The organism is Streptomyces sp. CA-251247, assembly GCF_050952975.1.
GTDB classification, from domain to species: domain Bacteria; phylum Actinomycetota; class Actinomycetes; order Streptomycetales; family Streptomycetaceae; genus Streptomyces; species Streptomyces achmelvichensis.
In genome coordinates this window covers 915698-935738 of the sequence record NZ_CP191861.1, presented here as the reverse complement: position 1 = coordinate 935738, position 20041 = coordinate 915698, and the positions used below count along the sequence as shown (strand labels likewise).

Annotated in this window: 18 protein-coding genes; 8 read left to right on the top strand and 10 right to left on the bottom strand. The window is 70.7% G+C overall.

Annotated elements, in window-relative coordinates:
• Positions 1–108 precede the first annotated feature (108 nt).
• Positions 109–1500 carry an FAD-binding oxidoreductase gene (locus tag ACQPWZ_RS03990; RefSeq protein ID WP_433570649.1) on the top strand — a complete coding sequence of 464 codons (1392 nt, stop codon included), beginning with the start codon at positions 109–111 and terminating at the stop codon, positions 1498–1500.
• Between the two features lie 47 nt (positions 1501–1547).
• On the opposite strand, the gene ACQPWZ_RS03985 is transcribed toward ACQPWZ_RS03990, so the two are convergent.
• The 6 genes from ACQPWZ_RS03985 to ACQPWZ_RS03960 form a co-directional block, all read right to left on the bottom strand.
• The gene (locus tag ACQPWZ_RS03985) at positions 1548–1766 is read right to left on the bottom strand and encodes a hypothetical protein (RefSeq protein WP_433570648.1); all 219 of its coding nucleotides are present in this window, start codon (positions 1764–1766) and stop codon (positions 1548–1550) included.
• A gap of 172 nt (positions 1767–1938) precedes the next feature.
• Positions 1939–4194, bottom strand: coding sequence for a transglycosylase domain-containing protein (locus ACQPWZ_RS03980; RefSeq protein WP_433570647.1), 2256 nt, complete (start codon positions 4192–4194; stop codon positions 1939–1941).
• A 260-nt stretch (positions 4195–4454) separates the two neighbouring features.
• Positions 4455–4874 (bottom strand): PPOX class F420-dependent oxidoreductase, encoded by a 420-nt coding sequence (locus tag ACQPWZ_RS03975; protein ID WP_328859791.1) that lies wholly within the window; start codon positions 4872–4874, stop codon positions 4455–4457.
• Positions 4875–5037: 163 nt separating this feature from the next.
• Complete coding sequence (locus tag ACQPWZ_RS03970) at positions 5038–5427, bottom strand: TraR/DksA family transcriptional regulator (protein ID WP_340471728.1); 390 nt, start codon at positions 5425–5427, stop codon at positions 5038–5040.
• Positions 5428–5537: 110 nt separating this feature from the next.
• Complete coding sequence (locus ACQPWZ_RS03965) at positions 5538–7613, bottom strand: SpoIIE family protein phosphatase (RefSeq protein WP_433570646.1); 2076 nt, start codon at positions 7611–7613, stop codon at positions 5538–5540.
• A 390-nt stretch (positions 7614–8003) separates the two neighbouring features.
• Complete coding sequence (locus ACQPWZ_RS03960) at positions 8004–9107, bottom strand: DNA glycosylase AlkZ-like family protein (protein ID WP_433570645.1); 1104 nt, start codon at positions 9105–9107, stop codon at positions 8004–8006.
• 277 nt (positions 9108–9384) lie between these two features.
• Between ACQPWZ_RS03960 and ACQPWZ_RS03955 the strand changes: the two genes are divergently transcribed.
• The gene (locus ACQPWZ_RS03955) at positions 9385–9516 is read left to right on the top strand and encodes a hypothetical protein (RefSeq protein ID WP_340471724.1); all 132 of its coding nucleotides are present in this window, start codon (positions 9385–9387) and stop codon (positions 9514–9516) included.
• Positions 9517–9656: 140 nt separating this feature from the next.
• Positions 9657–10079, top strand: a complete 423-nt coding sequence (locus ACQPWZ_RS03950) for a hypothetical protein (RefSeq protein WP_433570644.1) — start codon at positions 9657–9659, stop codon at positions 10077–10079.
• Between the two features lie 48 nt (positions 10080–10127).
• Here ACQPWZ_RS03950 and ACQPWZ_RS03945 read toward each other — a convergent pair whose 3' ends face one another.
• A complete protein-coding gene (locus ACQPWZ_RS03945; protein WP_433570643.1) occupies positions 10128–11354 on the bottom strand; it encodes an MFS transporter in 1227 nt (408 codons plus the stop codon).
• Between the two features lie 149 nt (positions 11355–11503).
• Here ACQPWZ_RS03945 and ACQPWZ_RS03940 point away from each other — a divergent pair, with 149 nt between their 5' ends.
• Positions 11504–12442: a LysR family transcriptional regulator gene (locus ACQPWZ_RS03940; protein ID WP_433570642.1), complete on the top strand. Its 939-nt coding sequence runs from the start codon at positions 11504–11506 to the stop codon at positions 12440–12442.
• 153 nt (positions 12443–12595) lie between these two features.
• On the top strand, positions 12596–13465 hold the full coding sequence (locus ACQPWZ_RS03935) for a GNAT family N-acetyltransferase (RefSeq protein WP_433570641.1): 870 nt from the start codon (positions 12596–12598) through the stop codon (positions 13463–13465).
• A gap of 48 nt (positions 13466–13513) precedes the next feature.
• On the opposite strand, the gene ACQPWZ_RS03930 is transcribed toward ACQPWZ_RS03935, so the two are convergent.
• Both ACQPWZ_RS03930 and ACQPWZ_RS03925 read right to left on the bottom strand, forming a co-directional pair.
• Entirely contained in the window at positions 13514–14650 is a 1137-nt protein-coding gene (locus tag ACQPWZ_RS03930; protein ID WP_433570640.1) for a winged helix DNA-binding domain-containing protein, read from the bottom strand.
• 143 nt (positions 14651–14793) lie between these two features.
• Entirely contained in the window at positions 14794–16002 is a 1209-nt protein-coding gene (locus ACQPWZ_RS03925) for a PP2C family protein-serine/threonine phosphatase (protein ID WP_433570639.1), read from the bottom strand.
• A 159-nt stretch (positions 16003–16161) separates the two neighbouring features.
• On the opposite strand from ACQPWZ_RS03925, the gene ACQPWZ_RS03920 reads away from it, so the two are divergent.
• From ACQPWZ_RS03920 to ACQPWZ_RS03910, 3 genes are all read left to right on the top strand, one after another.
• Positions 16162–16623, top strand: a complete 462-nt coding sequence (locus ACQPWZ_RS03920; RefSeq protein ID WP_313947885.1) for a VOC family protein — start codon at positions 16162–16164, stop codon at positions 16621–16623.
• Between the two features lie 318 nt (positions 16624–16941).
• On the top strand, positions 16942–17898 hold the full coding sequence (locus tag ACQPWZ_RS03915; protein ID WP_405567952.1) for an RNA polymerase sigma factor SigF: 957 nt from the start codon (positions 16942–16944) through the stop codon (positions 17896–17898).
• 256 nt (positions 17899–18154) lie between these two features.
• The gene (locus ACQPWZ_RS03910; RefSeq protein ID WP_313947888.1) at positions 18155–18358 is read left to right on the top strand and encodes a cold-shock protein; all 204 of its coding nucleotides are present in this window, start codon (positions 18155–18157) and stop codon (positions 18356–18358) included.
• A 133-nt stretch (positions 18359–18491) separates the two neighbouring features.
• Here the strand turns inward: ACQPWZ_RS03910 and ACQPWZ_RS03905 are convergent, their stop codons facing one another.
• Positions 18492–19964 carry a protein kinase domain-containing protein gene (locus tag ACQPWZ_RS03905; protein ID WP_433570638.1) on the bottom strand — a complete coding sequence of 491 codons (1473 nt, stop codon included), beginning with the start codon at positions 19962–19964 and terminating at the stop codon, positions 18492–18494.
• Positions 19965–20041: the final 77 nt, after the last annotated feature.

The window sequence follows — 20041 nt, the reverse complement described above, 5'->3', positions numbered from 1 at the left end:
GGCGGGGCGTTCGGAAGCTGCGGCCGAAAGAGCCGAAAGAGCCGAAAGAGCCGAAAGAGCCGAAGGCCAGGCGGGTCACGGTCCGTGCCCCCGTCGGAGGAGATCGTGATGGACGACACCACTCTGGAAGCGATGCGGACAGCGCTGCGCGGTCCGGTCATCGGCCCGAAGGACCTGGACTACGCGCAGTCCTGCACGGTCTACAACGGGATGATCGACCGCCGGCCCGCGGCCATCGCCCGGTGCGCGGACGTGGCCGACGTCGTGGCCGCAGTCGGCTTCGTACGCGACCACGGTCTCGAGCTCGCCGTCAGAGGCGGCGGCCACAGCGGTCCCGGACTGTGTCTGGTGGACGACGGCGTCACCGTCGACCTGGCGCCCATACGCTGGACGCACATCGACCCCGGCACGCGGACCGCCCTGGTCGGCGGCGGCAGTCAGCTCGGCGACCTCGACCATGCCGGCCACGCCTTCGGTCTCGCCACGCCCTCGGGCATCAACTCGACGACCGGCGTCGGCGGACTCACCCTGGGCGGCGGCCATGGCCACCTCACCCGCAAATACGGCCTCACCATCGACAACCTGGTCTCCGCCGACGTCGTCCTCGCGGACGGCCGCCTCGTCACCGCGAGCGAGAGCGAGCACCCCGATCTGTTCTGGGCGTTGCGCGGCGGCGGCGGGAACTTCGGCATCGTCACCTCGTTCCGTTACCGGATGCACCCCGTCAGCACCGTGGGCGTCGCCATTACCGTGTGGCCCCTCGACCGCACCCGGGAGGTGCTCCGCTGGTACCGCGACTTCCTGCCGCAGGCCACCGACGACCTCAACGGCTTCTTCGCGCTGCTCTCGGTACCGCCCGGCCCGCCGTTCCCCGAGGAGCTCCACGGACAGAAGATGTGCGGCGTGGTGTGGTGCTGGACCGGCGACCCGGACCGCCTGGACGAGGTGCTCCGGCCCGTGAACGATGCCGGGGCCCCGGCCTTCCACTTCACGACGCCGATGCCCTACCCGGCGCTCCAGAGCATGTTCGACGACCTGCTTCCGAGCGGACTCCAGTGGTACTGGCGCGGCGCCTTCTTCGACCGCATCACCGACGAGGCCATCGACGTCCACCTCCACTACGGCGAGAACCTCCCCACCGCTCTGTCGACCATGCACCTGTATCCGGTCGACGGAGCCGCCGGCCGCGTCGGGAGGGACGACACCGCCTGGAGCCACCGGGACGCCATCTGGTCCGGTGTGATCGCGGGCATCGACCCCGACCCGGCCAATGCGGGGGCGCTCAAGCAGTGGTGCACCGCCTACGAGGAGGCACTCCGCCCGTATTCGATGGGCGGTTCCTATGTGAACTTCCTCGGTGAGGACGAGGGCCAGGACCGGGTCAGAGCCACGTACGGCGACCACTTCGACCGGCTGGCGGAGATCAAGCGGACCTACGACCCGCACAACCTCTTCCACGCCACCCAGAACATCCGGCCCGCGGAGCCGGCGGGCCGCTGACGGGCCCACGGGCCCGGATGTTCCGGGCTCCGCTCCCGTCACCGTCGTCAGGTGAACCACACGACCAGCACGGCCGCGACGACCGTGGCGGCGGCCACGCACAGGAAGGCCGTCCGGACGGGCGCCGCCAGGAGGTCGGCCACGGCCTTCCAGGACTCCGCATCCGGCGCGGGGACGGCGGGGACGTCTCCTCCGGCGGTACGCACGTCGCCGCCCTCGTCCTCTTCGCCGCGCGGCGGTGCGTCCGGCGGCCGGGTGACGGTCACGACCGAAACCCCGGCCACCGGCAACGGGTCACTCTCCCAAGGGCTCATGCCGAATCAACCGCCCAGCCGGCCCAAAGGGCCCGGCACGCGTCCGATCCGCAATCCCGCCGTCACCGAGCCGTTAGCCGATGTGGCGCCCGGGCTCAGTGGGGCAGGAACACGTGCCCTGCCGTCACGGCTGCTCGGGGGCGGAGAAGCGCAACACCGCCTGGCCCTTGAGGGCTTCGGTCATGTACGTCCGCCAGATCTCCGACGGGAACGAGGCGCCGTGGATCTTCGCCTGGCCACCCGTACCGAACATCTCCAGGAACGTGCCGTTCTGGTTCTTCTCGTTGTCGTCGCGGCGGTACATGTCGATCGCGGTCGACAGCTGCGGGGTGTAGCCCACGAACCAGGCGGACTTGTTGCCGTCGGTCGTACCGGTCTTGCCCGCGACCTCACGGCCCGGCAGCCGCGCGTTCCGGCCGGTGCCCTCTTCGTCCTCGACGACATCCCTGAGCACGTCGGTCACGGAGCCGGCGACCGCGGCGGGGAAGGCCTGCTGGGACTCGTCCTTGTGCGCGTAGACCACCCTGCCCTCCCGCTTCACCTTCGTGACGGAGTACGGCTCACGCTGCTTGCCCCCGTCCGCGAAGGTGCCGTAGGCACCGGCCATACGGATGGCGCTGGGGGAGGAGATGCCGAGCGAGAACGAGGGGACGTCCGACGAGTTGAGGGAGCTCTCGAGAAGGCCGGCGTCGACGGCGGCCCGGCGGACCGAGGGGATGCCGACGTCCATGCCCAGCTGTACGAACGGTGAGTTCGCCGAGCGGATCATGGCCTCACGCAGCGAGACGTTTCCGTACGACTCGTTGCCGTCGTTGGTCTGCAGCCACTCCTTGCCCTCGGCGGTCAGCCACACCGACCCGTCGTAGTTCTTGATCTTGAGCTTGTCCTGGCCGCTGTAGACGCTCGTGTCGGGATCGACGGGCGTGCGCTCGTTGCTGCCTTGGTCCGCGCCGCCCTGCGGGTCGCGCACACCGTCGCGCAGCGCCGCCGCCAGGACGAACGCCTTGAAGGTCGATCCGACCGGGACGCCGGTCGCGTCGGCGTTGTTGGTGAAGTGCTTGGTCGCGTCCTCGCCGCCGTAGACGGCGACGATCGCACCGGTCCGCGGGTCGACCGAGGCGCCGCCGAACTGGACGTGGGTGTCCGTCTTCGGCCGCTTGTCGGGCTTGATGCTGCCCGTGCGGACCTTCTTCACCGCTTGTTCGAGCTGCTGGACCTTCTTCTTGTCGAAGGTGGTGTGGATCTCGTAGCCACCGCGCGCCAGGTCGTCCGCGTCGAGGCCGAGCGTCCGGTCCTTGAGGACGTTCGCCTTGGCGAGATCGACGAGATAGCCGACCTGTCCGCCGAGCTTCGCCCCCTTGGAAGTGGACTGGGGCATCGGGAACGTGGGGTACTTCGCCCGCTCGGCAGCACTCAGATGCCCGTCCTTGACCATCTCGTTCATGACCCACTTCCAGCGGTCGGTCACCCGCGCCAGATTGGCCTGCGGTGTCGCCGTGGGGTCGATGTCCACGGAACCGGCCGGATCGAAGTACACCGCGCCCTTGAGCAGCGAAGCGAGGAAGGCGCACTCGCTGGGGTTGAGGTCCCTGGCATTCTTGCCGTAGTACGTGCGGGCCGCGGCCTGGATTCCATAGGAATTCCGCCCGTAGTAGGCGGAGTTGAGATAGCCGGCCATGATGTCCGACTTGTCCATGTCGGCGCCGACCTTGATGGAGACGAACAGCTCTTTGACCTTGCGGCTCACGCTCTTCGGCTGGTCGCCGAGCCGGCTGTTCTTCACGTACTGCTGGGTGATGGTGGAACCGCCCTGGGTCTCACTGCCCTTGGCCATGTTCACCACGGCGCGGCCGATCCCCATGGGGTCGATGCCCGCGTCGGTGCGGAACGTCTTGTTCTCCGCCGAGATCGCCGCGTTCTGCATGGCCACCGGGATCTCCCCGATGCCGATGATCTGGCGGTTGATCTCCCCACCGGTGGCGGCCATTTGCGTGCCGTCGGCCCAGTAGTAGACGTTGTTCTGCGCCTCGGCCGCCCTGGTCGGGTCGGGGACCTCCACCAGCGCGTAGGCGACGGTCGCGGCCCCCACCGTTGCGGTGACGACCGCGAAGGAGGTGCCGAGGACGAGCCGCCACGAGGGTATCCAGCGGCGCACCCCGCCCTTGCCGCGACGGGGGTAGTCGATCAGGCGCTTCTTGCCGGGATGTGCGTCCGTGACGCGGTCGGCCTTGCCGTCGCCGCCCTCGACGTCTCCTTGGCCACCGTCACCCTCGGCGTGGCCGCTGTCCGCCCCGTCCTCGGGGGCCGGTCCGGGACGACGGCGGTCGTCCGTGTTCTCGCCGTCGGGGGACTGGGGCCCTTCGGGACGGTTCTGGGTCATCGAACGGACACTCCTCCGGGAGGCGAATGTGAAAGCCGGCCGCGCAACTCCCGGCGCAACCATCGCGATTGCCGGAACGTTGGCATGGCGGCGCGGCACACAGTACACGCCGGTCAGGGGAGTGCCCGGAGGGTTTGCCGGGAGGCGGAACCGGCCGTGCCGGGGCGAGATATGAACCCTCGACGTGAACGCACGCTTCTTCGTGTGCTCGACGTGAACGCCGGAGGTTCCTCATCGCACCCGCCGCGGGCGGCCGCACATCACCCGGGCCGGCTGTTGTCCTTCAGGGTGCCCCACCCGTGCCAGCGGTCGATCTCGATCCACGCGCTGAACCGGCGGCGGTCCCGCTGCGGGTACGGCTTGCCGAGGTACTGCTGGGCCAGCCGGTCGATGTCGAGCAGCTCCTTGTCCTCGACGAGCTCGGCGACGCGGCCGATGATGCTGAGGTGGGTGTACCAGTTGCCCTCATCGAGCACGGTGAGCGAGACACGCGGGTCGTTCCGCACGTGCTCCAGGCGCTTGCGTCCCTCGTCCATGTTGATCAGCACCCGGCCGTCGTCCCACAGGTACCAGGTGGCCGTGGACACCGGCTGGCCGTCCGAACGCAGGGTCGTGACGACCGCCGGGTTGGCCTTCGTCAGCATGGCGACTGCTTCGTCGGGAAGCGGTGGCTTCGACATGGGACACCTTCCGTCACGCGTTGCTGGAGTCGTACGGACGGTCATCGACATCGGTCATCGACATGATCGTCCGAACCGGGCGTTTTGAGGCTTTTCGGCGGCAACGACCTTTCTACATGTTGCGCCGTCGCGCCACTGCATCCTTCTCACCCAGTGATACGCATCAGCGGGTGGCTTTGTTCGCGCAGGTGATACACACCGTGGCCGTCGGGCGCGCGGCGAGCCGCTCCGGAGCGATCGGGCCGCCACAGCGCTCGCAGACCCAGTAGGCGCCCGTGCGCACCCGCTCCGCGGCCCGGTCGAGGTCGTCCAGATCGGCCCGTGCCTGGCTGAGCATGTCCCGCAGCTGGGCACGCTCGAAGGCGACCGTGGCACCCTCCGGGTCGTGCTCGTCGTCGATGTTGGTCATGGTCGACGCCTCGACGACGCCGTCCCACAGGCGCGTCAGGGAGTCGATCAGCCGCTGACCACTGGCGCGGGCGTCGTCGATGCGCTCTGCCGCGGCCTTCCGCTGCGCGGGTGAGCTCGCGGCCGCTCCGGTCTCGTCGTCCATGCCGGAGCAGAACACACCGGATCAGCCGCTCATTCCGGTGCGTGCCATCCGTGCGATGTGCGGCAGCCGCCCGCCGTCGTCCTCGGCGCTCCAGAAGGTGTGCGGCCCGCTCACCGCTCAGGTGCGGTGCTCCGGCGCACACGGGCGAGGACGAGCACGGTGTCGTCACTCGGCGGATCGGGCAGCAGACGCGACAGCATGCGGTCCGCCATCGTTTCGAGCGGGTCCGCGACCTGGCTCAGTTCCGCGCAGACGGCCGCCAGGCCCTCTTCGATGTCGTGGCCACGGACCTCGACGAGCCCGTCGGTGTACAGGGCGAGAATCGCGCCGTCCGGGATATCGGTCTCGATCGTCCGGAACGGGTGACCGCCCACCCCCAGGGGCACGCCCAGGACCTCGCTGAGGGTCTCGACCGTGCCGTCGGGGTGCCGTACGAGGGGCGGCGGGTGGCCGGCATTGGCGATGCGGGCCCGCCCTGTCGCGGCGTCGTACGACACGTAGAGGCAGGTCGCCAGCTCGATACCCGCCTCCTGGGCGCAGGCGTCGAGTTCGGCGAGCAGGTCGGCCGGCTCGTGGTTGTGCCTGGCCAGTGCCTTGGCGGTGATGCGCAGCCGCCCCATGTCCGCGGCGGCCCGCACCCCGTGTCCCATCACGTCGCCGACCACCAGCGCGACGCGGTCGCCGGGCAGATCGATCACGTCGTACCAGTCGCCACCCACCTCGGTGACCTGGCTGCCGGGCACATAGCGGTGGGCGACCTGCACATGCGGGCTGGTCGCCAGCGCGCTGGGGAGCAGTGCGCGCTGGAGGGTGAGGGCGATGTCCTGCACCCGGCTGTAGAGACGCGCGTTGTCCAGGCAGAGAGCGGCCCGGGAGGACAGCTCGCCGGCCAGGCGGAGGTCCTCCTCGGTGAAGGCAGGCCGGGCCGCGGAGCGTCCGAACACGCTGATGCCCTGGACGGTGCCGCGGGCGATGAGCGGGGAGATGACGAGGCCGGTCAGGCCGCTGTCCTTCAGGAGCTGCGCGCGCGACTGGTGCATGACGGTCCGGGTCATGAACTCGTCGTCGACCGGGACGAAGAGGGGGCGGCCCGAACTCAGTGTCCGATGGATGGACGAATCCGGTGGGTAGGTCACCCGGTCCAGCCCGCCCACGAGCTCGCCGGCCGGTGGCGGCAGGACCGTGCCGGAGGCGATCCTCCTGGTGACGAGCGGCTGCTGCGGGTCGAACACCGCTCGCTCGTCCATCCACTCCACGACTTCCACCACGGCGGCGTCGCAGAAGTCGGGAATGGCGGCGGCGACCACCTCCCGGGCGGTGACATCCACATCCAGGGTGGTACCGATCCGCGCGGTGGCCCGGGCCAGCAGATCCAGGCGCCGGCGAGCGGCACTGGCCTCCATGATGGCCTGCTCCCGCTCGGTCACATCCACCATCAGGCCGCCCACCCCGGACCGTGTACCGACTGCGCCGCTGAGCGGGAAGAGGCTCACCGACCGCACCTGATCCAGGTCCGGGTGACCAGGAGTGCGCAGCCCCACGAGAACACCGGCGACAGCCCGTCCCTCTTCGGCGACCGAGCGCAGCATCCGCCGGTAGGCGCCACCGTCGGAGGTGATCATGATGTCTTCCATGGGCCGTCCGATGTGCTCCTCGATGGACACACCGTCCATGTCGGCGAGCGCCTGGTTGAGGTGGACGTACCGCAGCCGGTCGTCGAGCATGACCAGGCCGATGGGGGTTGTCTCGAAGAGGGAATCGAGAAACGCCAGGTTGGTCTTCACCCGATCGAGGACGTCGCTCCGGCTGGCCAGGGCCAGGACCATCGACCTGCTGTCGGTACCGACCACGCGGAAGGCCCGGAAACCGCAGTCGAAGACCTCGCCGTTCCGGTGCCGGGCCGGCAGCCGGCCGCGCCAGTAACCCAGCGTGCGGCCGTGTTCCGCCAGCTGGACCGACGGACCGGGGGAGTCGTCCGGGCCATCGGGAAAAAGTACGGCGGCGGCCTTGCCCAGCACCTCCGCGGAGTCATGCCCGAAGAGTCCCTCGGCGCCGGGGCCCCAGTAGCGGATGCGGTTGTCCTCGTCGATGCCGAGGACGGCCACGGGCACGTGTTCAAGAAGCGACCCGGGCTCCGACCAGAGCGGCCCAGGAGCCCGATCACCCTCCGAACGGTCTGACGCCACTGAGGTCGCCTTCCACCCGCGGCACACCACGTCTCGCCCGGTACCCCGACAGGCGGGTCGATGCGCCGAGCGTCTTCCTCCACCAGTGTGCCGACAACAGGGCGGCTCCGCCGTGTCAGGACGGACGCCCGGGGGAGCCGGGGCCGGTCTGCGGTGCGGTCGCGGGACCGGCGCCGGAGCCCTCCACGCCGCCAGGGGTGCCGTCCAGCGGGCCGTCGAGTCGCGGGGGCCGGGCCACGGTCACCGGACGTGGTCGGCGCGGGCCCCGGCCGGCCGGGGGCGAGGTAGGGAAGCGGTCGGGCGGGCCGTCGCCGCGGCCGAGTCGTACGGGCGGACGAACGGCGCGCTGATGACCGGCTGACCCATGAGCCTCGTGGGGGCAGCGACGCCCTACGCGAACAGCAGCCGGACGTCTCCGGCGCCGCGGGCGGAGGCCACGGTGTCCGCCTCGGCTTCCACGGCCTTGCGCACGGCAGCGGACAGTGGCCCGAACGGCGTGACCGTGAGGTCGAGCCTGCGGCCGGCGGCCTTGGCGCGCCATGTGCCGGTGATCTCCGAGCCGGTCAGGAGGACGCCCGGGCCGCCGATCGCCCGCCAGATCTCCTTCGCGCGGTCCTTGTCGGGCACCAGAAGACTCCGGTCCCTCGCCTGGAGGAACGGATCGCCGGGCGGCAGCAGGCGGACGAGCCCCCGGAACTTCTCCGCGAAATCCGACTCCGCCGATACCAAGGCGTCGAGACCGGGCCCGGGCAGCCAGGACGTCCGTCCCTCGACCTGGACCTCGGCGAGGTCGTCCGGCCACAGCGCCTTCACCACGGCCGGCTTCGTGCCGAGATACTTCGCCACCTCGGCAGGTGTCGCCGGACCGAGGTGGCGCAGGTACGCCCGCACCAGCCAGGCCGCGCCCGACGCCTCGACCGGCACCGGGAACCTCTGCTCCAGCGGAGCGAGAACGGTCCGGCCCCCTTCCACGCCCACCCCGGTCGCGCCGAAGAGCCCGGCCTGCTGGAAGAGCAGCCCTGAGATGTGCTGGGCACCGCACCGGTCGCACCAGTACGTCAGCGCCGGGGGCACGGCGGCGCCGACCGCGGTACTCACCTCACCCTTGGCCATCGGGGCGGTGACCGTGTCGCGGAACGCCTCGGCGGTGACGCGGAAAGCCTCGACCCCGAGCCGCGCCCCGTCCTTGATCACGGCGGTGTCGATCCGCGCCGTCGCGTCCGCGTCACCGACCGGCCAGAGTGCCGCGGCGAGGCGGGGAAGGCTCGCGCGCCGGTGCAGATGCGGCGCGCCACGGAACGACCACACGAGCTCCAGCCCCTCGGCGGACGCACCCCGAGCGGCGAGCGCCAACCTGGCAGAGCCGTAGGGAGTGTCCTGGACTCCGAGGTCGAGCACCCCCGGTGCGGCGGAGGACCGGTCGAAGCCGTGAGCCGCCACCCGATGGGCGAGCACCTGCTCCCGCCGGACCTCGATCCGCTGCGCGCTGCTCACGACGACGGCCCCCTTCGTACGTCCTCATCCGTACCGTATACGCGCTCCAGCAGAGGGGCAGGGCACCGCACGTAGGGAGATCGTCCGTGGAGATCATCCGATAACAAGCCCATTGGCCTCCTCGCCTCACCCCAGTGACGACAAGAAGGCGGCGACGGGGGAGGGCGGAACTGCGCGGCAACGCGCGCGCGTTGCCCGGCGAAGCACGGACTGACGGGCCGCCCGTACCGGCTTCCCGCTGCCACCCCTCGCGGAGCCGGCCCGTAGGATCCGGCGCATGGCCTCTCCGCGTATGCGCCACGCCGGTCGCGTGACCCTGATCGTCCTCGCCGCAGTCGCGGACGTCCTGTCAGCTGTCTTCAGCAGTCGCAGTAAGAGCGGCGGGTCCGCCGGTTCGGCCGACGACTGACACCGGGAATTCGGCTCCCGCCACCGAGGCTCATGACCGTTCGTGCCGTACCGCACGTGCTTGGATCTTCGGATGTCGGATCCCTTGCCCGAGGGACGACAGGAACCGAGAGCACGGGAACGGGACGTATGCGAACGTCGATGACCGCTGTGGCACTGCTCGTGGCTGTGGCGCTGACGGGCTGCGGAGGCGGCGGGACCACGCAGGACGAGAATCGCGGCAGGAGTGAGGCATCACGGAGTGCCTCGCCGTCGCCCGCCGAGGCGGGCGAGTCCCACGAGGTGACCCTGGCGGTCGAGGGGCTGGGCAAGGTGCCGGTCACCTACCGCGCCCACACCAGCGGTTCTGCCGAGCAGACCCTGCCGTGGCGGAAGACGGAGACCGTCCGGCTCTCCGCCGCGGAACAGAAGACGGGCTATCCGGTGTCGATCGTCCCGGGGGCCATCAAGTCCGTCGACGGCACGCAGAAGCCGGCCCCCTGCTTCATCACGGTCGACGGCAAGGCGGTCGCGGACAACGACGGCGGACAGGCCCTGAAAGGCTGCTCGTTCACGATCAGGTAGCGGGCGGTCCCGTATGCGAGCGGGCCGCCCCGGCCCGCTCGTCACGGTTCACTGCGCCCGCTCTGCCGTGAGGCTCCGACGGGGGAGCAGGAGCGGCGTGGCCAGCATGAGGAGGCCCGCGATCGCGAGTGCTGTGCGCGGCCCGGCGAGTCCGGCCAGCAGGCCCCACAGGGCGGTCATGGCCGCGATGGTGGCCTTGCTCGCGACCGACCAGGCGGACAGCGTGCGGGCGATGCGGTCCGTTGCGATGTGGTCGAGACGGTACGTGGCGAACACCGGGTTGAAGACGCCCATGCAGGTGATCAGCCCGAGCTCGACGGCCATGACGAGCAGGAGGCCGGCAGCGCCGGGGCCGATGAAGGCCAACCCGAGCAGCCAGCACGCCCGCAGCCACCCGGCGGTGAACAGGACCCTGTGCGACCCGTGCCGGGCGACGAGGCGGCGGGCCAGCCGTGAGCCGATCAGCCCGCCGATGCAGGGCGCGGCGAAGGCGAGGCCGTACTGCCAGGGTGCGAAGCCGAGTTGGCCGAGCATGAGGACGGCGAGCAGCGGTGAGGTCGCCATGATCAGGCCGTTGACGAGGACCGTGTTGAAGAACAGGGGACGAAGGGCCGGCTCGGCCAGGATGTGCCGCCATCCGCCGAGGACATCGCCGGCGCGTGGGCGGGCCCGCGCACCGGCGCCTGCGGGAGGTGCCTCCTTGCTGCCGATCGCGCGGATGCCCGCCGCCGACAGCAGGTGACTGACGGCGTCCGCGAGCACGGTCATCACGGGACCGAACAGCCCGATCGCTGCTCCGCCGACGGGCGGTCCGAGCATGGTGGCGGTCCATGTCGTGGCCTCGAACCGTCCGTTGGCGGCCAGGAGGTCCTGCGGCGGTACGAGGGACTTGAGGAATGCCCCACTGGCCGCCCCGAAGGTGATCTCGGCGGCGGAGACGACGACGGAGACGACGAGCAGCTGGGCGAAGGAGAGCAGGCCGAGGGCGTACGCGACGGGAATGCTGATCAACGCGGTGAAGCGGGCCAGGTCCATCGCGATCATGACGGGTCGCTTGCGGCGGAAGTCCACCCACGGCCCGAGCGGCAACGCGACGGCCGCGCCGACCGCCAGGCCCGCGGCGGCCAGCGCCGCGACCTCCGCCGCCCCGGCGTGCAGCACGAGGATCGCGATCAGGGGGAAGGCGCCGAACGCGAGCCGTGTGCCGAAGGTGCTGATCGCGTACGCGGACCACAGCCACGCGAACTCCCGGCCCAGCGACCGCTTGGCGCCCATGCCCAGCACACCCCTCGCTGCCGCTCCCTGACACCCTCGTTCGACCGGTCACATCAAAGCCACGAGCGGGTCCGGGGATCAAACAACCGCTCGGATCGTGAGACACAACCAGGAGTTGTACTCCCAGCGCACGGCCTAGGATGTGCGGCGTGGATCTCCAAGCGGTACGCACGTTCGTCGCCGTTGCGGACGCCGGGCAGTTCCAGGAAGCGGCCGCCGATCTGTCGATCACGCAGCAGGCCGTTTCCAAGCGCGTCGCGGCGCTGGAGAAGGCCCTGGGCGTCCGGCTGTTCACGCGTACGCCGCGTGGTGCCCGGCTGACCCTCGACGGGCAGGTCTTCCTGCCGCACGCCCGCGATCTCCTTCGTGCCGCAGAGAGGGCTGCTGCTTCCGTACGGCCCGGCAGTCGCGCGCTGCGTGTCGATGTGATCGGCCGACGGCTTGCGCCGGCGGGTCTGATGCGCGGCTTCCACCGTGCCCATCCGGGGATCGCGCTCGACGTGGTGACGCTCTTCGACGCCGGCGCGGCGATCGCCGCCGTCCGGTCCGGCGCGATCGACGCGTCGTTCCGCGCTGTCACCCTGCCCGCCCGGCAGCTTCCCGAAGGCGTGGAGACCGTCCGGGTCTTCGACGAGCCTCTGCATCTCCTCACCGGGCCGGGTCACGCGCTGGCCACCGCCCAGGCGGTCGCACCCGCACAGCTCGCCGGGCACAGGATCTGGATGCCCGGCATCGTCGCCGGTACCGAGTGGGCCGCCTACTACGAGGACCTCGCCGCCGCGTTCGGGCTCACCATCGAGGCGACCGGCCCCGATTTCGGCACCGAGCCCCTCCTCGACACGATCGCGGACTCCTCGGTGCTGGCGACCTTCGTGGGTGAACAGACCGAGTTCGTCCGGCCCGCCGGTGACGACCTGCGGCGCGTCTTCGTGCACGGACCCACGCCGGTCTATCCCCATTCACTGATCTGGCGCAGCGACAATCCGCATCCCGCGCTCACCGCACTCCGCGACCATCTCGGCTCCCTCCGGTCCGACCACCGCCGTGGCGAGACGTGGACACCGCAGTGGGCGCAGTGGGCGCGGTGATCCCGGGGTCGTCGCGGGCCGGTTCCACGAGGGCGGAAGACCGCTGCTCGGCCGCGAACTGCCGGGAGGGCCCGATCCTGGACAGAACGGGTCTTCCCGGTCAGGGTCGTCACTGTGAGCCCTCCCCTGCCCGGCCCGACACTGCGTCCCTACATGCCCGCGGACGAAGACGCCGTCCTCGCCCTGGTCGATGACGACCGCATGGGCGGTCAGCCGGCCTCGACCCCGGCGATGCTCGACGAGGCCCTCCAGGGCCGCTCGCCCGTCGACGCCGGGTGGTGGGCGGAGCTGGAACCCCCGGACGTCGTGGTGGCCGAGGACGCGGACGGAGTCGTCATGGGTGCGGTGTCGTACGCCCTGCGGCTCAAGGACGACACCGGCCAGTTGCTCTGGCTCCACTGCCGGGAGGACGCGCGGACGGCCGATGCGCTGATCCGCCATGCCCTTGCCGCCTTCGGGACGCGTGAGGCGCATGCTTTCAGCTTTGCGTCGGCTCTTTCGCTGGGCCTGGAGGCGCTGCCGGTCCTGCACCGTCCGGCGACTGCGGAGGCGCTTCGGCGGGCCGGGTTCACCGGGGAGCGGCTGTGGCGTTACATGCTGGCCGCGCTGCCCGTCGAGGGCATGCCGCGGTTGCCGGACGTGCGGGTGGGTCACGAGCCGGGGGATCGGCAGGCGTGGCGACTGGAGGCTCACCGGGACCGCCGGGTGGTGGCCGAGGCCGTCGTGGGTTCTCCCGTGCAGGGCACCGGTGTTCTCCGCTGGATCGGCGTCCTGCCCGACCTGCGCGGCCGGGGCCTGGGCCGCGCGATGCTCGGCAACGCTCTCGGTGTGCTGACCGAGTGCGGAGCCGACACGGTGGTCCTGTACGTGGACGACGACGCGGCGGCCGGGGACGAGCGGGACCGTACGGCGGCGATCTCGCTGTACGAGTCGGTGGGTTTCGCGGAGGTGGACCGCCTGTACTCCTATTCCCGTCCGCGTGGCCCCGGAAGCGGCGGGTTGCCCGCGCCCGAAGCGTCGTAGCCGCGCCCGCTTCCGGTCCGGACGCGGGTGCGGGTGCGAACGGTGTCGCTACCCGGGGAGTACCCGGACCTCGGCGCTCGGCATCGCGGCCCACCATCCCGCGTACCGCCGGTAGACCTGCCCTTCGCGGTCGGCCAGCAGCGCCACCAATCCCTTGGCCTCCGCGGCGAGTTCGTCCCAGACCGCGGCCGGCAGGGTGTGGAAGGCCGTCGCCTCGATGCCTCCCTCCACGGGACGCCACACACCGGCCACATAGCCGTCGACCAGCAGGGTGGGCAGGACGTCACCGTTCACCCGGATGACCAGGGGCCGGTATTGCGGCGGGATGACGCGGCTGCGGTCGGCGTACGCCAGCAGGATGCTGTCCCACATGGCCATCAGCCGGGGTGGTGCCGGTGTGTCGGCCGCCGGGCGCGGTGCGCCGGGGAGGTCGAACAGGGCCGTGCCGTCCGGCCCTTCCCACTTCTCCAGGGTGTCGGAGAGCGCGCCCACCGCCTGACGGGCCCTTGCGCGCTGAACCGTGGCGAACTGCGCGATGTCCGCCACCGACGCCGGCCCGAACCCTTCCAGATAGCGGCGGACCAGCGTCTGAAGCGAGGCGGCGGACGTGTCCGGGTCGAGCGCCGGCCGGGCTCCCGACGCGACGTACGACGGGCGGAGTCCGAACGACCACGGCCCTCCGGTGGGGGCGTGCACCAGGGGCGCGTACGACCGCAGTCCCCACCACGCGCCGGACTTCGGCGGCACCCCTGTCCGTGCTTCGAGCCAGGCTTCCATCTCGGCGGTCGTGCGCGGCCGGTCCGCGAACGTGAGCAGTTCCGGGACCAGCGCGTCCGCGTCGTCTGGGGACAATCCGCTCGCGGTGAAGCGGGAGTTGAGCCGGGCGGCACGCAGTGTCGGATGCATGGCCTCGCGGAACGACCGGTAGTCGTCCCGGTGGATGGCGTGCAGCGTGATCCGTACCAGCGTCGCCTTCACGATCGCCCGGTCACCGAAGGCGGCGTCGAGGTCGGCCGGGTCGAAACCGCTGAGCCGGTTCCACAACGCGAGATACGGCGATGCCGCGTGCTGGGCCTGGAGTGCGACGAGACGACGGACCGCGTCGACGGCACCCAACGGCTCCCTCCTCAGAAGCAGCTGTCTGCCGAGCGTGGACCGGTTGAGTTCCCGCGCAGTGATCCTCATACCGCGATTGTCCCGAACATGGTCAGCGGGCTCATGGACCGGTCCGGCTCCCGCATCCGTGAAGGTGGATGTGCGGGCGCCGTCGCCCCGTCACGTCGTGCCGCATGCGGGATGCTGCGGTTCCCCGCCGAGTGCCGCAGGTGTCATACCTGCCCGGTGCCCTGCTGCGAGCCGTCAGGACGGCCGTGCCAGTCGAGGCAGACGACCATGGCGTCGTCCTCGGATGGCCCGGGGCCGCGATGGCCGGCGAGCTCTTCCAGTACCGCCCGCGGCACCTGGGAAGGGGGCAGCAGCCGGGTGTCGCGCACGGCCCTGATCAGGGCGCGCTCGCTGTAGCGTTCGCCGCTCGGTGAGGGCACGTCGTAGACCCCGTCGCTGACGAAGAGGAGCCGGTCGCCCGGCTCGACCTGAAAATGCTGCGGTGTGTAGACCGTGTCCTCGAACATGCCGAGCGGCAGCTGCGCCTCCAGTTCCACCGGCTCGACGACACCCTGGCGCATGCGCCACACCCGCGGCGACCCGGCGTCGATGACCTCGGCCCTGCCCGTCGGCAGATGGAAGCGGAACAGCAGCATGGACAGGTACTGCCGGCCGGCGTAGTGGCCGTAGACCGCCTGGTCGGCCAGGGATGCCTGATCGGCGAGGCTCAGGCCGGCGCGGCGGGCGTTGCGCAGGGCGTTCACCGCCAGATTGGTGAGCAGCGCGGCCTCGATCCCCTCGCCCATGCCGTTGTTGGCGCTCAGCGTGAGGTGGTCGGCGGAGGTGGACCAGTCGAAGTTGTCCCCGTAGATGGCGTAGGCCGGCTCCAGCTGGGCGCCGATGCTGTATTCGGTGCGCGAGCAGGAGCGGCCCGGGAGCAGCTGCCACTGCATCTCGGCGGCCAGGGTGAGCCGCTCGGCCCGCCGGGCCAGCAGGAACAGGTCCGTGTCGCGCTCGGCCACCATGATCTCGTGAGCCAGGGCGTCGGCGATCTCCTGAAGCGCTTCGACGGTCGTGGGAGCGGGCTCCGTACCGGGAAGGGTCACGCTCAGCACCCCCAGGCGGTCACCGCGGACGCTCACCGGCAGGTGGACCGTCACGGTCGGAGCGCGGTTGCCGGTCTCGGCGACGATGTGCGGCTCCTGCGCTCCGAAGGCACGGCCGGCGGCGCTGGAGTTCAGGGGCAGGGGTGTGGTCGTGCGCGGCAGTTTGGCCACGGGCTGGAGCCTGGTCATGGCGTAGTCCGCCATGAGGAGGTCGACCGTCACCGCGTCGAAGCGCTCCTCGATCAGCGCGCGGGCGACATCGAACAGTGCGTGGGGAGCGGCGTCGCGGAGCTGACGCTCCACCCCGCCGGATCTGTCAGCCTTCACATGTCCCACTTCCGCGGAAAGAAGCCCATCCTACGACCGGGGGGCGGACCGGCCTTGCCAGGGCGATATGCCTCCGGGGAGTGTCACACGCGCCGGGCCCTGGGCCGGAGGTCCGGGGTTCCTCGCGGATGTCAGTGCCGGGGCCTATAAGTGGTGAGCATGACTCCTACTCCGATGCACTGGAAGCTCGTCGTCGACGCCGACGATCCGCACGCGCAGGCCGACTTCTGGGCGGCCGCGCTGCACTACACGGTCGAGGACCACAGCGTCCTCATCGACAAGCTCCTCGGCCTCGGCGCCATCCCGGCCGAGATCGTGGTCGACCGCCATGACCGGCACGGCTGGCGTGACGCGGCGGCCGTACGCCACCCCGAGGACCCGCACGACCCGGAGAGCGGCGCGGGCCTGGGCCGCCGGCTGCTCTTCAACCGCGTGCCGCAGCCCGAGAAGACGGCCAAGAACCGTCTCCACATCGACCTGCACGGCCCGGCCGGGGAGCGTGACAGCGAGGTGCAGCGCCTGCGGGCTCTCGGTGCCCAGGTTCAGACCCACATCAAGGAACCGTCGGGGGAGTGGGTGGTCATGACGGACCCGGAGGGCAACGAGTTCTGCGTGCACTGAGCCGTTGCGGCGCGACGCGGCGCCGAGGACACGTCGGCTTGAGGCGGCCGGATCGCTGCTCGGCCGATCCGCAGCGTCACGACGGGTTCGCAGCGGCCGGGGGTCACGGGGTTCCCGGCGGAGGTGGGGGAACATCGACCGTATCGCCGGCAGCCGGCTCCGGCCGGCGCGTGCCTCCGAGGTCCTCGAGGGACCGGTCCCGATGCAGCAGGCGGCTCATTCGTACCGTCTTTCGTACGGTCTGCAGGGAGCGCTACGGGGCGCGGTGATCACCCTCATGTGCATTCAGCTAAAAGTTGTCGAGCGGCAACAGTGTGGATGTGTGGCGAGTGGGCAGGCGGTCGGGAGACATGGCCCCCACCACGAGGTGAAGTTGTGACTTTCTCGACTCAGTTGACCGGCGCTGCGGCTCAGGACCTCGACGTTGCCGGGGCGTCTACGGACGTGACCGGCAGCGGAGCCGACGCTCTACCGTGGATCGAGGATGCGGGCAAGATCGCTCCCAAGGATGCCCGGCAGCTGTCGAAGCTGTTCTTCGACCAGCTCCAGGTGCTTGAGGAGGGCACTGCTGAGTACCAGTACGCGCGCAACACCCTGATCGAGATGAACCTCTCGCTCGTCAAGTTCGCGGTGCGCCGGTTCCGCAACCGCGGTGACGGCGAGATGGAGGACATCACCCAGGTCGGCACGATCGGCCTGATCAAGGCCATCGACCGGTTCGAGCTGTCCCGCGAGGTCGAGTTCTCGTCCTTCGCCATCCCCTACATCGTGGGGGAGATCAAGCGCTTCTTCCGCGACAGCACCTGGGCGGTGCATGTGCCGCGCCGCCTTCAGGAGCTCCGTGTCGAACTGGCCAAGGCCAAGGAGGAGCTCGCGAACCGGCTGGATCGCGACCCCACCGTCAAGGAGCTGGCCGACCACCTCGATCTCAGCGAGGAGGAGATCATCGAGGGCCTCGTCGCCGCCAACGGCTACATCGCGGACTCGATCGACACACCGACCGCAGGCGACGAGGACTCCAGCGACGGGGGCCGCACCGTCGTCGACAGTATCGGCGACGACGACCCCGCCATGGATTTGCTCGAGAACCTGCACTCCCTCGCTCCGCTGCTCGAACAGCTCGATGACCGGGAGCGCACCATCATCGAGATGCGCTTCGGCCGGGAGCTCACCCAGGCACGCATCGGCGAGGAGCTCGGCATCTCCCAGATGCATGTCTCGCGTCTTCTCGCCCGCACGCTGACGAAGCTCCGTACCGGGCTGCTCACCGGCTGACGGGCAGTCGTACGCACCGCGTCACCCCCCGCCGGCCGTCCGAAAGACACGCCTTGGTCGCACGAACTTGATCAGGTTGCTGGGCAGGCCGGTGGGGAGCGGTGTAGCGTCAGCGTCAGCTGTCGTGGTTCCAAGTATCCAACGTCCGTGAGCCCCGTGTTCACGGGCGTCTTGCTGTTCAGAGTGCCTGAGGACCAGGGCGATCACCTCCGGCTTCCGCAAGGTGCGGAGCCGACGTCAAGTCCTTGGAGGACAAATGGCCAGCGGTACGGTGAAGTGGTTCAACGCGGAGAAGGGCTTCGGCTTCATCGCCCAGGACGGTGGCGGCCCGGACGTCTTCGCCCACTACTCCAACATCAACGCGACGGGCTTCCGTGAGCTCCAGGAGGGCCAGCAGGTCTCCTTCGACATCACGCAGGGCCAGAAGGGCCCGCAGGCGGAGAACATCACCCCCGTCTGAGTCGCCTGAAGGTGCAAGAGGGTGCCCCGTTCCCGGCTGCCGGGGGCGGGGCACCGGTGTGTCGTGGGGGCAGCGCCCCCAGTCCTGGCCGGGCCCGGTGTCTCGCGCGGGGACTCCGGTACGTGAGAGGGCGTCAGCCCTGCGTGCCCCTGCCCGCTTTCTCCTTCGACCGGGGCGACCGGTTCTTCGACCGGTGATCCTTCTCCGGGCTGTGTCCGGGCGAGCCGTACTCCGGCGTACCGGAGGACGCGGGCGGCCGGACAGCGCCGGGCCCGCCAGGGAGCGAGGTGCGGGAGCCGACCACCGGCAGCTGTTCCGCGGGGACCACGCGACGGGTGGGGCCGGCGGCACCGGCCGAACCGCGGGGAGCGGCGGCCCGGCCCGCGGCGGCCGCCGTACCTCCGGGCTCGGGCGCGGGTGTGCCGGAGTACCCGGGCCGAGGCGCGGACTCGGGCTCCGGGGTGGGATCGGGCCGGGGGACGGCCGTCTGCTTTCGGCCTGCGTCCGAACCGTCGTCCGCGGCTGTGAGCGTGGTGCCGAGGACGGCCGCAAGGGCGGCCGCGCCGGCCATCATGAGGCGGCGGCTGCGCGTCGGCGCGGGCCCGGTGGAGGCATCGGTCCTGTCGGTCGGGACGCCGCCCCGGCGGCGGGGAAGAACATTCCGGTGGGCGCCCGAGCCGGGCGAGCGGACGGCGAACCTCCGTGGGGCGGGCGCGGCCTGGGGAGGGTCGACGCGCTGTGACGCCAGTGCCGCCGCGCACTCGTCCGCGTCCGGTCGTTCCGCGTCCTCCACGGAGGTCATGGCGGTCAGCAGGGACGCCATCGCGCCGGGGAGAGAAGGGGGCAGGGCGGGAGGCCGGTGCAGACGGGCTATCGCGGCTTCCAACGGGGTCCCCGTGTACTCGAGTTCGCCCTTGAGGCACTCCAGCAGCACCAGGCCCATGGCGTAGATGTCCGCCGCCGTTCCGGCGCCCTTGCCGAGCACCTGCTCCGGCGCGAGATAGGCCGCTGTGCCGATCAGGGCGCGCGGCTCGGTGTGCGTGGGGGTGTCGAGCATCCGGGATATGCCGAAGTCGGTCAGGTGCGGCTTGTCCTCGGCGTCGAGCAGGATGTTGCTGGGCTTGACGTCGCGGTGCACGATTCCGGCGGCGTGCACATGGGTCAACGCTCCCGCGAGCGCGGCTCCGAACCTGCATACCCAGGAAAGGGGACGCGGGCCGGAGGCGATGCGCCGCCGCAGGGTGACGCCCTGGACCAGCTCCATGACCAGGAAGTCGGAACCTTCATGGTGCCCGGTGTCGTAGACCGTGATCAGGCCGGGGTGCTGAAGGCGGGCCAGCAGGAGGGCTTCGTCGGCGAAGCGTTCCTCCATCTCCGGATCCGCCCCGGGACGGAACACCTTGACGGCCACCGGACGCCTCAGGCGCAGATCCAGACCCCGGTACACGTCGGCGGCCCCGCCCCGTCCGGCGAGGGCGTCGATCCGGTAGCGGCCGGCCAGCACGTTGGCTGTGAGCCCGGATTCCCACACGGACGGCGTGCGGCGGACCTTCATGAGGTCTCCCGAGTCTTCGACGGCGGCGGGCAGCGTCCTGCGACGCTCCATCCGTGTACCCACCACTTGGCCGGCCATCCCCGGCAACGGGCAACAGGCAACAGGCAACGGGCGCCGGAGCCCGGACC

Bases quoted from the DNA above. Each gene is read 5' to 3' on its own strand.
- ACQPWZ_RS03990 (WP_433570649.1), top strand. From the start codon at position 109: ATGGACGACACCACTCTGGAAGCGATGCGGACAGCGCTGCGCGGTCCG.
- ACQPWZ_RS03980 (WP_433570647.1), bottom strand. From the start codon at position 4,194: ATGACCCAGAACCGTCCCGAAGGGCCCCAGTCCCCCGACGGCGAGAAC.
- ACQPWZ_RS03975 (WP_328859791.1), bottom strand. From the start codon at position 4,874: ATGTCGAAGCCACCGCTTCCCGACGAAGCAGTCGCCATGCTGACGAAG.
- ACQPWZ_RS03970 (WP_340471728.1), bottom strand. From the start codon at position 5,427: ATGGACGACGAGACCGGAGCGGCCGCGAGCTCACCCGCGCAGCGGAAG.
- ACQPWZ_RS03955 (WP_340471724.1), top strand. From the start codon at position 9,385: ATGGCCTCTCCGCGTATGCGCCACGCCGGTCGCGTGACCCTGATCGTC.
- ACQPWZ_RS03950 (WP_433570644.1), top strand. From the start codon at position 9,657: ATGACCGCTGTGGCACTGCTCGTGGCTGTGGCGCTGACGGGCTGCGGA.
- ACQPWZ_RS03945 (WP_433570643.1), bottom strand. From the start codon at position 11,354: ATGGGCGCCAAGCGGTCGCTGGGCCGGGAGTTCGCGTGGCTGTGGTCC.
- ACQPWZ_RS03935 (WP_433570641.1), top strand. From the start codon at position 12,596: ATGCCCGCGGACGAAGACGCCGTCCTCGCCCTGGTCGATGACGACCGC.
- ACQPWZ_RS03930 (WP_433570640.1), bottom strand. From the start codon at position 14,650: ATGAGGATCACTGCGCGGGAACTCAACCGGTCCACGCTCGGCAGACAG.
- ACQPWZ_RS03920 (WP_313947885.1), top strand. From the start codon at position 16,162: ATGACTCCTACTCCGATGCACTGGAAGCTCGTCGTCGACGCCGACGAT.
- ACQPWZ_RS03915 (WP_405567952.1), top strand. From the start codon at position 16,942: ATGTGTGGCGAGTGGGCAGGCGGTCGGGAGACATGGCCCCCACCACGA.
- ACQPWZ_RS03910 (WP_313947888.1), top strand. From the start codon at position 18,155: ATGGCCAGCGGTACGGTGAAGTGGTTCAACGCGGAGAAGGGCTTCGGC.
- ACQPWZ_RS03905 (WP_433570638.1), bottom strand. From the start codon at position 19,964: ATGGAGCGTCGCAGGACGCTGCCCGCCGCCGTCGAAGACTCGGGAGAC.